Raw genomic sequence first — 14,250 nt, 5'->3', positions numbered from 1 at the left:
AATACCTTGGAAAAGATCATCGTCCGTGGCGGAAACCGGTTAAGCGGCACCGTAAAAGTAGAAGGAGCGAAAAATGCCGTTTTGCCTGTGATCGCCGCAACATTATTAGCCAGTAATGGGAAAAGTGTTATTCATGATGTGCCTGCTCTTTCCGATGTATATACAATCAGTGAAGTACTGCGTTATTTAGGCGCGGATGTAAAAATAGAGGAAAATACGATCACTGTCGATGCGTCGCAAGAGCTAAAGTTCGAAGCGCCGTTTGAATATGTGCGTAAAATGCGGGCATCGGTGCTTGTGATGGGATCATTGCTTGCCCGAAATGGCCGCGCCCGCGTCGCGCTGCCAGGAGGCTGTGCGATCGGTTCGCGCCCGATTGACCAACATTTAAAAGGCTTTGAAGCGATGGGCGCCTACGTAAAAGTCGGAAACGGATTTATTGATGCCGAAGTAAAAGGAAGATTGCGCGGCGCAAAAATTTATTTAGATTTTCCAAGCGTTGGAGCAACAGAAAATATTATGATGGCTGCGGTATTAGCGGAAGGTACCACCATTATTGAAAACTGCGCCAAAGAACCGGAAATTGTCGATTTGGCAAACTTTTTAAATGCAATGGGAGCGAAAGTGCGCGGGGCTGGGACCGGCACGATTCGCATCGAAGGGGTAGACCAGCTGACTGGCGCGACTCATACGGTCATTCCTGATCGCATCGAAGCAGGTACGTTTATGGTTGCTGCGGCAATTACAGGCGGAAACGTCCTTGTACAAGGTGCTGTTCCAGAACATTTAAGTTCCTTGATTGCCAAAATGGAAGAAATGGGTGTCACTATTATCGAAGAAGGAAATGGATTACGGGTAATAGGTCCAGAAAAATTAAAAGCGGTGGACATTAAAACAATGCCATATCCAGGTTTTCCAACGGATATGCAGTCACAAATGATGGCATTGCTGCTTAAAGCAGAAGGTACCAGTATGGTTACGGAAACGGTATTTGAAAACCGCTTTATGCATGTGGAAGAGTTTCGCCGCATGAATGCCGACATTAAAATTGAAGGACGTTCTGTTATTATTAACGGTCCTTGCAATTTGCAAGGCGCGGAAGTAGCTGCTACCGATTTGCGGGCAGCGGCGGCGTTAATTTTAGCCGGCTTAGCGGCGGAAGGCTATACGCGCGTGACCGAATTAAGACACCTCGACCGCGGATATGTTCGCTTTCATGAGAAACTAGCGGCGCTTGGTGCCGACATCGAGCGTGTCAATGACGAAAGCGAAACGGCGGCAGAGGATGTAAAAGTGAAGGATCTCAACATATAAAAATAAAAACGACCGTCAACTACATATGTAGTGAATGGTCGTTTTTATTTTTATGACATTGAAAAAGCTGCCGCCATGCCCGAGCGATTCTTGCTTCATGCGCGCGCAAGAAAGCATCTCTGTATACGGCGAAAAATACACGTCCTATCAGATGCAAAGGAGCGAATGAAAAGAAGTTGTCATATATACTTGTCCGAGCCCATAACTATATAACGAACAAAAGCACAAACCAAGTGTCCCTAAGTGCAAATATGCAGCTAGCGCCTAACTGGGAACGGATATACGCTTGTGCTTGGAAAATGAATATTGGGGGCTCGGAGTATATGAAACGTATAAAACCACTTATCGCACTCCTTTCTTTTTTATTTGTCGTTGTATTGCTCATTCCAACAGTGCTAGTAATTCCATTTAACGACGGTGAGGTTGGAAAATTGGCTGAAGAGCTTCGCAAACAGGAGAAAGTGCCAAACGTAAAAGCAACCGAAAACGGACCGGCCGTGGAAGTAGCGGTATACCGCAGTAAAGAAAAGCGGATTGAACGGATTCCGCTTGAACAATATGTCATCGGCGTTGTCGCAGCGGAAATGCCGGCGGAATTTGAAATGGAAGCACTAAAAGCACAAGCGCTTACCGCCAGAACGTACATTGTCAAACAATTATTAAATGATCAACCAATCAGCCTGCCAAAAGGAGCGAATGTGACTGATACGGTCATGCATCAAGTGTACTACAGCAATGACGAATTAAAGCGTCTATGGGGAAGCGATTATGAATGGAAAATAAAAAAGATTACAGAAGCGGTACAAGCAACAAGCGGGCAAATTTTAACATACGACAATAAACCGATTGAAGCGTCGTTTTTTTCAACAAGCAACGGTTTTACCGAAAATTCCGAAGCGTATTGGCAAAACGAATTTCCATACTTAAAAAGCGTTGCTAGCCCGTGGGATAAAAAGTCGCCCAAATTCTATCACCAAAAGGTAATTTCGGTGGCGGAATTTGAACGAAAACTAGGTGTCAAACTTCCGCAAGACGGCTCTGTCGGTGTCATTTTATCGCGCACGCCGGGGAAACGTGTCGACGTTGTAGAGATTAACGGGAAAAAACTAAAAGGAAGAGAAGTACGAGAAAAATTAGATTTAACATCCACCGATTTTACGTGGGTTCGAAAAGGCGATCAAATCGTCATCACGACAAAAGGATACGGGCATGGTGTCGGCATGAGCCAATACGGCGCCAATTTCATGGCGAAAGAAGGGAAGACATACGATCAAATCGTCAAATATTATTATCGGGGAGTGAAAATTTCTTCTGCGACCGCTTTTTTAAATAAGCTGACGGTGAAAAAATAGAGGCTGGGATGCCTCTATTTTTTTGTATAAAATCACGCATTTTTTCAAAAAATAAATGAAAAAATTGTTTTTTCGTGTATATATTTTCCTCTTTCTGTTCAAAATGGTTGCTGAGGTGATGAACATGAGAGAGGAAGAAAAGAATCCAATTTCTCCAAAGAAACCAAGTTTACAACGTTTGTTCAGAAAGCGTTGGGTGTTTCCAGCTATCTATTTAACATGCGCCGCCCTCATTGTAGCAGGAGCGCTCTGGTTCCAAAACAAACAGGACGAAAAAACTAAAAAAGACGAATACGAATACAGCCAAGCAGGCACTTCGCAACAAAATGAGCCGGCCGTTCCAGTCAACGAAGCGGTAGAAAAATTCGCGATGCCGGTTCTTGATCCAAATTCCGTGGAAATCCAAAAACCGTTCTACGATTACCATGCGTCAAAAGAAGAACAGGAAGCAGCTCTCGTCTTTTATGATAATACGTATCATCCAAACCGCGGAATCGATATCGTGAGAAAGGACGGCAAAGCGTTTGATGTTACTGCTTCGTTAAGCGGTACAGTAACCAAAGCGGAAAAAGACCCGATTTTAGGTCATGTCGTGGAAATCGAGCATGAAAACGGCATCGTCACCGTTTACCAATCGCTTGCCGATGTGAAAGTGAAAGCTGGAGATACGGTAAAACAGGGACAAGTGATCGGAAAAGCAGGACAAAGCCAATTTAACCAAGAAGCAGGCATTCATGCTCACTTTGAAATCCGCAAAGACAATAAGCCGGTCAACCCGATCGATTACATTGACCAACCGTTTACAGCGCTAACGGAACAAAAAGCTGGAAACGAAAACGCGACTGAACAAAACAATGCAACGTCAACCGATGAGCAAACAAAAGAAAACGAACAAACAACATCTGATGAACAAAGCCAGTTGAATGAAGAAACACCGTCAACGGAACAATCAACCGATGAAGAAACAACGACACCGAGCGATGAACAATCTTACAAAACGCCAGACGCCTCGATCGGCATGGCAAGAACGTAAACCATCGCCTGTTTCCTTCCTATTAGATGGAGGGAAGCAGGCGATTTTTTTATAGAACTATAAAAAAAGGAAAAACATTTCGGAAAGCGAATAATAGCGATAGATTCACTGGTATAGGGGGGAATGCAATGGACTATTTACACTATCCGTATCCGTCACAGCGGATGACGATGTTTGCGGCAAACGGCATGGTGGCGACATCACAGCCGCTCGCGGCGCAAGCGGGGCTAGAAATACTAAAAAAAGGCGGAAATGCCATCGATGCGGCGATTGCGGCCGCCGCGTGCTTAACGGTGGTGGAGCCAACATCCAACGGCATCGGCAGCGATGCGTTTGCGATCGTTTGGACGAACGGAAAGCTTTATGGGCTAAATGCAAGCGGGTACTCGCCGAAGTCGATTTCTATCGAAGCAGTAAAAGAGCGCGGATATAAAGAAATTCCAAAACACGGCTGGATTCCGGTCACCGTCCCAGGCGCGCCGGCGGCGTGGGCCGCGTTATCCGAACGATTCGGGAAGCTGCCGCTTACCGAGGTGTTAAAACCCGCCATTGACTACGCGGAAAACGGCTATCCGGTGTCCCCGACGTTAGGGAAGTACTGGCAGGCCGCATTTCAAACATATCAAAAAATGTTAAAAGGCCCGGAGTTTGCCAGCTGGTTTGAAACGTTCGCGCCAAACGGACGCGCTCCAAAAATCGGGGAAATATGGGCGTCCAAACATCATGCCAATACGCTTCGCCTCATTGCGGAAACGAATGCGGAAAGCTTTTACCGCGGCGAATTAGCGGAAAAAATCGCGGCCTATTCCAAACAATATAACGGCTTTTTAGACATCGATGATTTAGCGGAATATGAAGTGGAATGGGTCGAGCCGATTTCGGTTCATTACCGTGGTTATGACGTATGGGAAATCCCGCCGAACGGCCAAGGACTTGTCGCATTAATGGCATTAAACATCATGAAAGGATTCGACGTTCCGGAAGTTCCAACGATCGAGACATACCATCGGCAAATCGAAGCGATGAAGCTGGCGTTTGCCGACGGACGGGCGTATATCACGGACCGCAAGCATATGGAGCATCGCGTCGAGGAATTGTTGTCTGATTCGTTTGCCGAAACGAGACGGACGCTTATTGGCGAAGAAGCATTGCTTCCAAAGCCGGGGACGCCTCCAAAAGGAGGGACGGTCTATTTAGCAGCGGCGGACGGCGACGGCAATATGGTGTCGTTCATTCAAAGCAACTATATGGGATTTGGCTCCGGCCTTGTTGTTCCAGGTACAGGTATCGCACTGCAAAACCGCGGGCATAATTTTTCCTTTGATGAACATCATGTAAACCGGCTGGCCCCAAGGAAAAAACCGTACCATACGATCATTCCGGGATTTTTGACCAAAGGCGGCGAACCGGTCGGACCGTTCGGCGTCATGGGCGCATTTATGCAGCCGCAAGGGCACTTGCAAGTCGTGATGAACATGATTGACTTCCATCTCAATCCGCAAGCGGCGCTCGATGCGCCAAGATGGCAATGGGTTGAAGGAAAAAAGGTGCTCGTCGAACCTCAGTTCCCTCGCCATATTGCCGAAGCGCTGGCACGAAAAGGGCATGAAATCCATGTTTCCCTCGATTCCGGGACATTCGGGCGCGGTCAAATCATTTGGCGGAATCCGCGCACAGGAGTGCTAGCGGGCGGTACAGAGCCGCGCACGGATGGAACGATCGCCGCATGGTAAAAGAAATCATCTTAAAAACGAAACCTGCCTTGTCCAAAAGGCAGGTTTTTCCTATGCTTATTCTACCGTAAACATAATCGTCGCTTTTGCGTTTGGCCAATTTTTATCCGCAAGCCACCATTCGAGCTTGTAATTTCCTTTTGGCAAATCGGCAAACGTTTCGGTAAAAACGAGCGCTTCTCCTTGTTTTAACGGACGTTCTTCATAAATTTGCGTAAACATTTTCCCTTCGCTGAACTGTTTCACTTTTTTGCCGTCGCGGTACAAAATGTAATCATATTTTTTTCCGCTCGTAAACGTCACTGTTTGCACGCGATCGGTTTGATTTTTTACCGTAAACGTCACCATGTAATTTCCATCTTTTTTCTCATACGTTAATGAAGGTTTGAGCGTCCCATTGCTCATCCCTCGCTCTACTTGCGATTTTGCTTGCGAAGCCTCATCTTTTGCCTTTGGCCGTTCTCCTCCATTGTTGGAAAAAAGCATACCGATTGCCGCCACCCCCACAGCGATGCCCGCTAGCCCGATCATCCGTCCTTTTCCCATAAAGCTCACTCCTTTCTATATATAGTCGTCCCCATTTTTCATCTTGTTACAAGAAACGAAAAAAATTATGAAAAAATCCTTGTCCTCCTTGATATTTCTGGCATATATGCCCGATTTGTCTAATAAACTGTTACAAATTGAACAACAACGAGAGTGTTTGAGGTGGGGATCGTTCATAACAGCACGGATACAAGCTCTAGATATTTTCGAAATGCACAAGCAGAAGTGGTTTTCATCATCCACGAGGCGAGTCTCATTTCACACTCCTCACATCCAACTTAGGGAGGGCGAGTGGTGTGCACGATTACATCAAAGAGCGTACTATCAAGATTGGAAAGTACATCGTGGAGACGAGGAAAACCGTTCGCGTGATCGCGAAAGAATTCGGGGTTTCCAAAAGTACGGTTCACAAAGATTTAACAGAGCGGCTCCCTGAAATTAATCCGGAGCTGGCACAGGAAGTCAAACAAATTCTCGATTACCATAAATCGATTCGCCATTTGCGCGGGGGGGAAGCGACAAAGAAAAAATATAAAAAACAAGCCGTGAAAAATAACTAAGAAGTTTTCTTCCTTGCGCCATACCTTCGTAACAAAAATAGTATGATTCTCCTAATAAAATATGGTAAAATAACCAATTAGGAGTGATTTGAGGGTAGAGGCAAGGAGGATCATATATGTTCTCGAGGGATATTGGGATTGACCTTGGCACGGCGAACGTACTCATTTTTGTCAAGGGAAAAGGAATCGTGTTAAATGAGCCGTCCGTTGTCGCGATTGATAAAAATACAAACAAGGTGCTGGCTGTCGGCGAAGAAGCGAGACGAATGGTAGGGCGTACTCCTGGGAATATCGTTGCCATTCGGCCGCTAAAAGATGGAGTAATCGCCGATTTCGATATCACGGAAGCGATGTTGAAATACTTCTTAAACAAGCTCAACGTCAAAGGCTTTTTCGCCAAACCGCGCATTTTAATTTGTTGCCCGTCGAATACGACATCGGTGGAACGGAAAGCGATCAAAGAGGCAGCGGAAAAAAGCGGCGGCAAAAAAATTTACTTAGAAGAAGAACCAAAAGTAGCGGCCATTGGCGCGGGAATGGATATTTTCCAGCCATGTGGGAATATGGTAGTCGATATTGGCGGTGGCACAACCGATGTGGCAGTCCTCTCAATGGGAGACATTGTCACCGCCTCCTCCATTAAAATGGCTGGGGACAAGTTTGACATGGAAATTTTGCATTACATCAAGCGGGAATATAAGCTGTTAATTGGGGAGCGAACCGCAGAAGAAATTAAAATCAAAGTTGCAACTGTATTCCCAGGCGCACGTGATGAGGAAATTGACGTCCGGGGCCGCGATCTTGTCACAGGCTTGCCGCGCACGATCACGATCCGCTCTGGGGAAATTGAAAAAGCGCTGCGTGAATCGGTCTCGATGATTGTACAAGCTGCCAAAAGCGTATTAGAGCGCACCCCACCAGAATTGTCAGCCGATATTATTGACCGCGGCATTATTTTAACGGGCGGCGGCGCGCTGTTGCACGGCATTGACCAATTGCTTGCCGAGGAACTAAAAGTACCTGTGCTTATCGCGGAAAATCCGATGGATTGCGTTGCGCTCGGAACGGGGCTCATGCTTGAAAACATCGACCGCGCGCCAAAGCAAAGTTTTGCGTAATTTTTTTGATGAACAAAGCGAATAGATGCCGTTAGGAATTGGTACCTATTCGCTTTTTTCGCCTCACTGTCTTATAATGGTAATATATGACCACATGCGAGGTGACATCCCTTGTTGCGAGGGTTTTATACAGCGGCCAGCGGCATGATGGCCCAGCAGCGCCGCATCGAAATGTGGACAAACAATATCGCCAACGCCAATACGCCTGGATACAAGTCGGACCAGGCGGCATTGCGCGCATTTCCGGAACTGCTTCTTTCGCGATTGGACAAGGCAACCGTGCCAACGAAAACGCCGCGTTCATTTCCGTTGCAGCCAACGATTGGTTCGATCAACACAGGCGTCTATATGCAAGAACTCATCCCGAATTTCCGCCAAGGCGATATAAAAGAAACCGGACAGCCAACCGACATTGCGCTGATCAACGGGACGCTTCCTGTTGATGCGGAAACGGGGAAGGAAGGAACGCTGTTTTTCGTCGTGCAAAACGAAAACGGTGACATCCGCTATACGAGAAACGGCAATTTCACCTTGAATCCACAAGGTTTTTTAACGACCAATGACGGCTGGTACGTATTAGATGAAAACGGCCGGCGCATCCAGCTCCCAAGCACGAATTTTACCGTGAACGCCGATGGAACGATTGTCGCAAACAACATCCGCATCGCAAGAATTAACATCGCTTTTGCGGCGAATCCAAATACGCTTGTCAAAGAAGGAAACGGCTTATTCCGCAGCGAAAACGGCGTCTTGCCGAGCGCACTTGGCAACCCGAACATTACATACACGCTGAAACAAGGCTTTTTAGAACGGGCAAACGTAGACCTCAACCGCGCGATGACGGAAATGCTTTCTGCATACCGCGCTTTTGAAGCAAACCAAAAAATCGTACAAGCTTATGATCGAAGCATGGATAAAGCCGTGAACGAAATCGGGCGGCTCAAATAACGAGTAGGGGGATCAATACGTGTTACGTTCGATGATTACCGCTGCCAATACGATGGCGCAACTCGGGCAGCAGCTCGACGTCATTAGCAACAACATCGCCAACAGCAACACAACCGGATTTAAACGGCGTGAAACGAACTTCGGCGAACTACTTGCCCAACAATTTACGAATTTACCAAATGACAAGGCCACTCGCCTTACCCCAAACGGCGTACGGTACGGCGTCGGCGCGCGCCTTGCCGAAACAAACCTCGTGCTTGCGCAAGGGGCGCTGACGAAAACGGACCGCGCCTTAGACGTTGCCCTTGCAAAAGAAGGACAATTTTTCCACGTCCTCGTCCAAGGAGAAAATGGCGCGCAAGAAATCGGCTATACAAGATCTGGCGCATTTTATTTAACTCCGTCCGCTGAAAATCCAAATGAGCTGATGCTGGTCACAAGCGATGGCCATCCAGTGCTTGACGAAAACAATGCGCCGATTTTGCTTCCGGAAGGCTTTAAAAACATTACAATTTCCAATAACGGCACCATTGCCGCTGTCGCTTCCGACGGCCGTGTGATGAGAAGAGCCAATATCGGCATTACAACGATATTGCGGCCGCAGCTGTTGCAATCGGTCGGCGATAATATATTTACCCTCCCGGATTTAAACGCGCTGAACGTCAATGAAACCGATGTCGCGGTGAACATGATCGGCAATTTGCGCAATCAAATCAGCATGACGCAGGGCGCTCTCGAACAATCGAACGTCGACCTTGGCGCGGAATTAACCGATATGATGATCACGGAGCGCTCGTACCAATTGAATGCCCGCGCGATTTCCCTTTCCGACCAAATGCTTGGTTTAATTAACGGAATCCGTTCATCATAAGGGGACATTTATATGAATGAACAACACCAAGAAGAAAAACAAGAGCATAAAGAAGAAGCGAAGACAGAGCACCGCCGCAAATTTCAGCGCACCCGCCTCATTCCGATTTGGCTTCGCCTCGTGATCGTTTTTGTCCTGATGACGGTGAGTCTTGCCGCTGGCGCGATGATCGGCTATGGCGTGATCGGCGACGGCAGCCCGTTTGATGTCTTTAAACGCTCGACATGGCAGCACATCATCGATTTTGTCGAGAAGCAATAACAAGGCGAACATAGAAAGGAGACTATGTATGCTTGACATCCAACAAATTCAAGCGATCATTCCGCACCGCTATCCGTTTTTATTAGTGGACCGCATCTTGGAAATCGAAGAAGGAAAACGCGCCGTCGGCATCAAAAACGTCAGTGCCAACGAATCATTTTTCGTCGGCCATTTTCCGGAATATCCGGTCATGCCTGGCGTCTTAATCGTTGAGGCATTGGCGCAAGTCGGCGCGGTCGCGATGCTGAAAAAAGAAGAAAACCGCGGACGCCTCGCCTTTTTCACCGGCATCGACAACTGCCGCTTTAAAAAGCAAGTAAAACCAGGCGACCAGCTTCGCCTTGAAGTCGAAATCATCCGCGCCAAAGGCCCGATCGGAAAAGGAAAAGGTGTCGCAACAGTGGACGGCGAACTCGTTTGCGAAACGGAAATTATGTTCGCCCTTGGCGACAAGAAAAACGACTGATGCCTCGCTCTCCTTTCGGCAGCGAAAGGAGAGCCTATTTTGTTTGTCCGGGAAAGCTGATTTTTGTGGTAAAATGGACGTCAAGAAGGAGGTGAGGAGACGGTGGAGCGGCTGATGGAACAAATTCTTTTTGAGTTGAAAGAAATGCGTGTGGATCTAAACGAAGTGAAGCAAGGCCAAAAGCAATTAGAATCGGACATTCGCGAGCTGCGCGCAGGTCAAAAGCAATTAGAATCGGACATTCGCGAGTTGCGCGCAGGCCAAGAGCAATTAGAATCGGACATTCACGAGCTTCGCGCAGGCCAAAAGCAATTAGAATCGGACATTCGCGAGCTTCGCGCAGGCCAAGAGCAATTAGAATCGGACATTCACGAGCTTCGCGCAGGCCAAAAGCAATTAGAATCGGACATTCGCGAGCTTCGCGCAGGCCAAAAGCAATTAGAATCGGACATTCACGAGCTTCGCGCAGGCCAAGAGCAGCTGGAATCGGATGTACGTGAACTTCACTTAGGCCAACAACAGCTAAAGTCCGATGTTCGCACGTTGCAGAAGGCGGTTGCTGAACTCCAGGAGGGGCAAGTGCGGGTCGAACAAACCATCGACAAACTTTCTCAAAGTATCATTGACAACTTAGCTCCTTATTTTGACACAATTACCCACCATATCGATGAACGATATGAAGAAATAAACGAGAAATTACAGCGCCACGACCGGATGATCGAAACCCTCTCCTATCGTTCCCTCGCGCAAGAAACCGAACTCAAAGACCTCAAACGAATGATACAAAATTCCTCATAAAATGCATGAATTTCTCCTTTCTGGGAAACATAAGCAAGGACCGGTCTTTACATAAGGTCAACAACATTCCCAGAAAGGAGAAGAACCGATGAAGAAAAAGTGGCTTTTATTCAAACTGTTCAGCGCTTTCGTCGCCCTATTCATTGCGGCTGGCTGCAATGGTGACAATGACAACGACAATCCGCCGCCGCCAAACAACAACGTGGATCAAAATGACAATAACAACATCAACGATCGGGACATGAACCCGGCGGACGACATCAATCAAAACGATGACGCCGACAACAATATGAACAATAACGGCGATCTCAACGACAATAAAAACGACCAATTGCCGCCAGGCGACGATACGAACAACACACCAGGCGATGATGAAAACGATAACGTTCCGGACCGTGAAGACCCAATCGAAGACCCGCAAGATACAAACGATAAAGACAATAAAGACGAATAATGAAACAAGGGTTGCCCTACAAGCAAGGGGCAACCTCTTTTATTTGTAAAAAAGGCAAATAATAGCCGCGAAAGTCGCGATTTTGTTATGAGATATTCATTGCTAATAAAGCATGTTGTTCACCGTCTCTCAATTATGAAGGAATTATTACGGGAGTAGTATGAGTAAATGTTTGTAGGAGAAGGTTCGTTACCTTGCATGTGTGAAGGTATACACAAAAATAATTATGATTGAGAGGGAAGCAAAAGACGTACAAGATTCTCTTCTTGTATTGTAAAAAGCGCCAAAAAACAAACACAAAAAAGTAAGAGAATCCTTATGTAGCGAGATAGCATAAAGCTTCCTACTTTGTTATGTTGAAGGAGTTGGATTTAGGGATTACTTGGATTACTATGACAATGTTTTGCGAAAATCTTTATGCAACAATTTAGAAGAAATCGATCAATTGATTACCAAACAATAAACGCACCTCATTAAAAAATGAGGCGCGTTTTGTTACGATGCTGTTTTCAATTCCAAATGTTCTTTTAATTTATTCGAAATCGCTAGTCTCTCTTTCTCTGGGACAATCAAGTAATAAGTACCGTTAATTGTCGTCCCTTTCCCGGTAATATGAAGCTGCTCAATATGGTGGCGGGCCTCTTTGTAGTTCGCTTGAATCTCCTGCATTTCATCAAACGTTAAGTTTGTTTTCATGTTTTTCCCGATTGCCGTTAACACCTCATCATAATTTGTAAGGGAAGAAAAGCTTGCCCCTTTTTGAATAATTGCTTCGATAATTTGCTTTTGCCGGTCTTGGCGGCCAAAATCGCCGCGCGGGTCGCTTTTGCGCATGCGCGAATATTTCAACGCTTTCTCCCCGTTTAACGTAATTTCTCCTTTCGGGAACGTCACCCCTTCATACGTAAACGCAAACGGGTTGTTTACCGTTACACCGCCGACCGCATCGACAATATCGCGAAAACTTTCCATGTTGACTTTAATATAATAGTCAATCGGAATATCTAAGAAATGTTCGACGGTCGCCATTGTCATCTCTACGCCGCCAAACGCATACGAGTGATTGATTTTATCTTTTTTGCCTTTTCCGATGATTTCTGTACGTGTATCGCGAGGAATGCTGACCATTTCTATTGATTTTTTATTCGGATTGACCGTCATCACAATTAACGAATCGGCGCGGCCGCGATCTCCTTTTCGCTCATCGACGCCAATTAATAAAATGGAAATTGGTGTTTTCTCTTTAAACGATATTTCGTCATCCCGCTTATCGGATTTCCAGTCTACATTTTCATACATTTGATTTGCTGTTTGTTTCACATGGTGATAGATCGAATAAGCGTATGCTCCAATACCGATGAGAAGGACAGCGGCAATCCCGCCAACCCAACGCAGCCATTTTTTCTTTTTTCGACGTTTCGCTCTCATGTATAACCTTCCTTTAGTTATATAATTTTTTTAGTTAACTATTACGATTATAGAGTGTTTTTCTGTGCAGTACAACAGAACGAAGTAGGCATCTGGTAATTTTGATTTATATTATTTCCAATAATTTCACTAAAATGAAGATAAAATAATTTTTTTATAAAGTTCTAAATAAAATATCGATTTATCAATGGTTGAAAAATTATGTTATTTTGGTAATGTATTTGGAATGAAAAAGATATTATTGTGAATAAACAATTGTTTACACTTTTTGATAGTTGATATCTCCAATAGGGATATCTGGCTATGCTGTGGATAGAGAAGATGATAGTTCTGTAAGTTGTTGATGGCATGGCGTGATGATGAGTTGGATATCTAGTTTTATATGATTTTTCATGTGATGTGAAGGGTTTGTAATCAGTTTAGGATTAGATTCGTATTTTTTACTTCATATCAATACATAGAAAAGAGGGATAACATTGAAAAAAGTACGCAAAGCGATCATTCCTGCTGCGGGACTCGGTACACGCTTTTTGCCAGCAACGAAAGCGATGCCGAAAGAAATGTTGCCAATTGTTGATAAACCAACTATTCAATATATTGTCGAAGAAGCGATTGCGTCTGGCATTGAAGATATTATTATTGTCACAGGGAAAGGAAAACGTGCGATCGAAGACCATTTCGATAACGCCTTTGAACTTGAACAGCTTCTAAAACAAAAAGGAAAATTAGAACTGCTCGAAAAAGTAAAAGAGCCATCGAAAGTCGATATTCACTACATCCGTCAAAAAGAACCGAAAGGGCTTGGTCATGCTGTCTGGTGTGCGCGCAAATTTATCGGTGATGAGCCATTTGCCGTTCTTCTTGGTGATGATATTGTCCAAGCGGAAACACCGTGTCTAAAACAACTAATTGACCAATATGAACAAACATTTAGCTCTGTGATCGGTGTTAAAAGGGTACCTGACAATGAAGCACATCGGTATGGCATTATTGATCCAATAGAACAACATGGACGTCGCTATCAAGTACGCCAATTTATTGAAAAACCAGCACCAGGCACCGCACCATCGAACTTAGCGATTATGGGGCGTTACATATTAACACCGGAAATTTTCCTGTTCCTTGAAAAACAAGAAGCTGGTGCTGGTGGGGAAATCCAGCTCACCGATGCGATTCAAAAACTGAACGAAATTCAACGTGTCTTCGCCTACGAATTCGAAGGCAAGCGCTATGATGTCGGCGAGAAGCTAGGATTTATCAAAACGACAATTGAGTTTGCGTTGCAGAATGAAGAATTAAGAGATGATTTAATTGAATTTATGGAGCAAATTCTTAAAAGAGAAAATAAATAAGGAGTTTGCTGTTTAT

General features: G+C 45.4%; 15 protein-coding genes. 13 read left to right on the top strand and 2 right to left on the bottom strand.

The genetic code is table 11. The features are described 5' to 3' along the window. Nucleotides 1–6: 6 nt before the first annotated feature. From murA to DER53_RS03940, 4 genes are all read left to right on the top strand, one after another. Nucleotides 7–1,314 (top strand): UDP-N-acetylglucosamine 1-carboxyvinyltransferase, encoded by a 1,308-nt coding sequence (gene murA, locus DER53_RS03955; RefSeq protein ID WP_062754398.1) that lies wholly within the window; start codon nt 7–9, stop codon nt 1,312–1,314. Nucleotides 1,315–1,637: 323 nt separating this feature from the next. After that, nucleotides 1,638–2,666: a stage II sporulation protein D gene (gene spoIID / locus DER53_RS03950; protein ID WP_062678114.1), complete on the top strand. Its 1,029-nt coding sequence runs from the start codon at nt 1,638–1,640 to the stop codon at nt 2,664–2,666. A 124-nt stretch (nt 2,667–2,790) separates the two neighbouring features. Then, on the top strand, nt 2,791–3,699 hold the full coding sequence (gene spoIIQ, locus DER53_RS03945) for a stage II sporulation protein SpoIIQ (protein ID WP_062754396.1): 909 nt from the start codon (nt 2,791–2,793) through the stop codon (nt 3,697–3,699). A gap of 128 nt (nt 3,700–3,827) precedes the next feature. Further along, nucleotides 3,828–5,432, top strand: coding sequence for a gamma-glutamyltransferase family protein (locus DER53_RS03940; protein ID WP_062754394.1), 1,605 nt, complete (start codon nt 3,828–3,830; stop codon nt 5,430–5,432). Nucleotides 5,433–5,489: 57 nt separating this feature from the next. Here the strand turns inward: DER53_RS03940 and DER53_RS03935 are convergent, their stop codons facing one another. Continuing rightward, complete coding sequence (locus DER53_RS03935) at nt 5,490–5,978, bottom strand: BsuPI-related putative proteinase inhibitor (protein ID WP_062754392.1); 489 nt, start codon at nt 5,976–5,978, stop codon at nt 5,490–5,492. Nucleotides 5,979–6,274: 296 nt separating this feature from the next. Between DER53_RS03935 and spoIIID the strand changes: the two genes are divergently transcribed. The 8 genes from spoIIID to DER53_RS03895 all read left to right on the top strand — a co-directional run bounded on the left by spoIIID (nt 6,275) and on the right by DER53_RS03895 (nt 11,454). Continuing rightward, the gene (gene spoIIID / locus DER53_RS03930) at nt 6,275–6,538 is read left to right on the top strand and encodes a sporulation transcriptional regulator SpoIIID (RefSeq protein ID WP_008880665.1); all 264 of its coding nucleotides are present in this window, start codon (nt 6,275–6,277) and stop codon (nt 6,536–6,538) included. A 116-nt stretch (nt 6,539–6,654) separates the two neighbouring features. Next, complete coding sequence (gene mreB, locus DER53_RS03925; RefSeq protein ID WP_062754390.1) at nt 6,655–7,656, top strand: rod shape-determining protein; 1,002 nt, start codon at nt 6,655–6,657, stop codon at nt 7,654–7,656. A 111-nt stretch (nt 7,657–7,767) separates the two neighbouring features. Further along, nucleotides 7,768–8,604 (top strand): flagellar hook-basal body protein, encoded by an 837-nt coding sequence (locus DER53_RS03920; RefSeq protein WP_062754388.1) that lies wholly within the window; start codon nt 7,768–7,770, stop codon nt 8,602–8,604. A gap of 19 nt (nt 8,605–8,623) precedes the next feature. Then, a complete protein-coding gene (locus DER53_RS03915; RefSeq protein WP_062754386.1) occupies nt 8,624–9,475 on the top strand; it encodes a flagellar hook-basal body protein in 852 nt (283 codons plus the stop codon). 12 nt (nt 9,476–9,487) lie between these two features. Continuing rightward, complete coding sequence (locus tag DER53_RS03910; RefSeq protein ID WP_015865287.1) at nt 9,488–9,736, top strand: DNA-directed RNA polymerase subunit beta; 249 nt, start codon at nt 9,488–9,490, stop codon at nt 9,734–9,736. Between the two features lie 28 nt (nt 9,737–9,764). After that, nucleotides 9,765–10,202 carry a 3-hydroxyacyl-ACP dehydratase FabZ gene (gene fabZ / locus DER53_RS03905; RefSeq protein ID WP_015865286.1) on the top strand — a complete coding sequence of 146 codons (438 nt, stop codon included), beginning with the start codon at nt 9,765–9,767 and terminating at the stop codon, nt 10,200–10,202. A 102-nt stretch (nt 10,203–10,304) separates the two neighbouring features. Further along, nucleotides 10,305–11,000: a coiled-coil domain-containing protein gene (locus tag DER53_RS03900; RefSeq protein WP_121910025.1), complete on the top strand. Its 696-nt coding sequence runs from the start codon at nt 10,305–10,307 to the stop codon at nt 10,998–11,000. Nucleotides 11,001–11,088: 88 nt separating this feature from the next. Then, nucleotides 11,089–11,454 (top strand): hypothetical protein, encoded by a 366-nt coding sequence (locus DER53_RS03895; RefSeq protein ID WP_062678104.1) that lies wholly within the window; start codon nt 11,089–11,091, stop codon nt 11,452–11,454. 495 nt (nt 11,455–11,949) lie between these two features. Here the strand turns inward: DER53_RS03895 and tagU are convergent, their stop codons facing one another. Then, the gene (gene tagU, locus DER53_RS03890; protein WP_062755636.1) at nt 11,950–12,882 is read right to left on the bottom strand and encodes a polyisoprenyl-teichoic acid--peptidoglycan teichoic acid transferase TagU; all 933 of its coding nucleotides are present in this window, start codon (nt 12,880–12,882) and stop codon (nt 11,950–11,952) included. 476 nt (nt 12,883–13,358) lie between these two features. Here tagU and galU point away from each other — a divergent pair, with 476 nt between their 5' ends. Beyond that, on the top strand, nt 13,359–14,234 hold the full coding sequence (gene galU / locus DER53_RS03885; RefSeq protein ID WP_062755634.1) for a UTP--glucose-1-phosphate uridylyltransferase GalU: 876 nt from the start codon (nt 13,359–13,361) through the stop codon (nt 14,232–14,234). Nucleotides 14,235–14,250 lie beyond the last annotated feature (16 nt).

Origin of the sequence: Parageobacillus toebii NBRC 107807 (genome assembly GCF_003688615.2) — a bacterium.
Taxonomy (GTDB): Bacteria; Bacillota; Bacilli; order Bacillales; family Anoxybacillaceae; genus Parageobacillus_B; species Parageobacillus_B toebii.
This window is presented reverse-complemented; position numbering and strand designations above follow the sequence as displayed.

Coding starts and splice junctions, on each gene's coding strand:
- DER53_RS03910 (WP_015865287.1), top strand. CDS start 9,488: ATGAATGAACAACACCAAGAAGAAAAACAAGAGCATAAAGAAGAAGCG.
- DER53_RS03935 (WP_062754392.1), bottom strand. CDS start 5,978: ATGGGAAAAGGACGGATGATCGGGCTAGCGGGCATCGCTGTGGGGGTG.
- tagU (WP_062755636.1), bottom strand. CDS start 12,882: ATGAGAGCGAAACGTCGAAAAAAGAAAAAATGGCTGCGTTGGGTTGGC.
- spoIID (WP_062678114.1), top strand. CDS start 1,638: ATGAAACGTATAAAACCACTTATCGCACTCCTTTCTTTTTTATTTGTC.
- fabZ (WP_015865286.1), top strand. CDS start 9,765: ATGCTTGACATCCAACAAATTCAAGCGATCATTCCGCACCGCTATCCG.
- DER53_RS03940 (WP_062754394.1), top strand. CDS start 3,828: ATGGACTATTTACACTATCCGTATCCGTCACAGCGGATGACGATGTTT.
- mreB (WP_062754390.1), top strand. CDS start 6,655: ATGTTCTCGAGGGATATTGGGATTGACCTTGGCACGGCGAACGTACTC.
- DER53_RS03895 (WP_062678104.1), top strand. CDS start 11,089: ATGAAGAAAAAGTGGCTTTTATTCAAACTGTTCAGCGCTTTCGTCGCC.
- spoIIQ (WP_062754396.1), top strand. CDS start 2,791: ATGAGAGAGGAAGAAAAGAATCCAATTTCTCCAAAGAAACCAAGTTTA.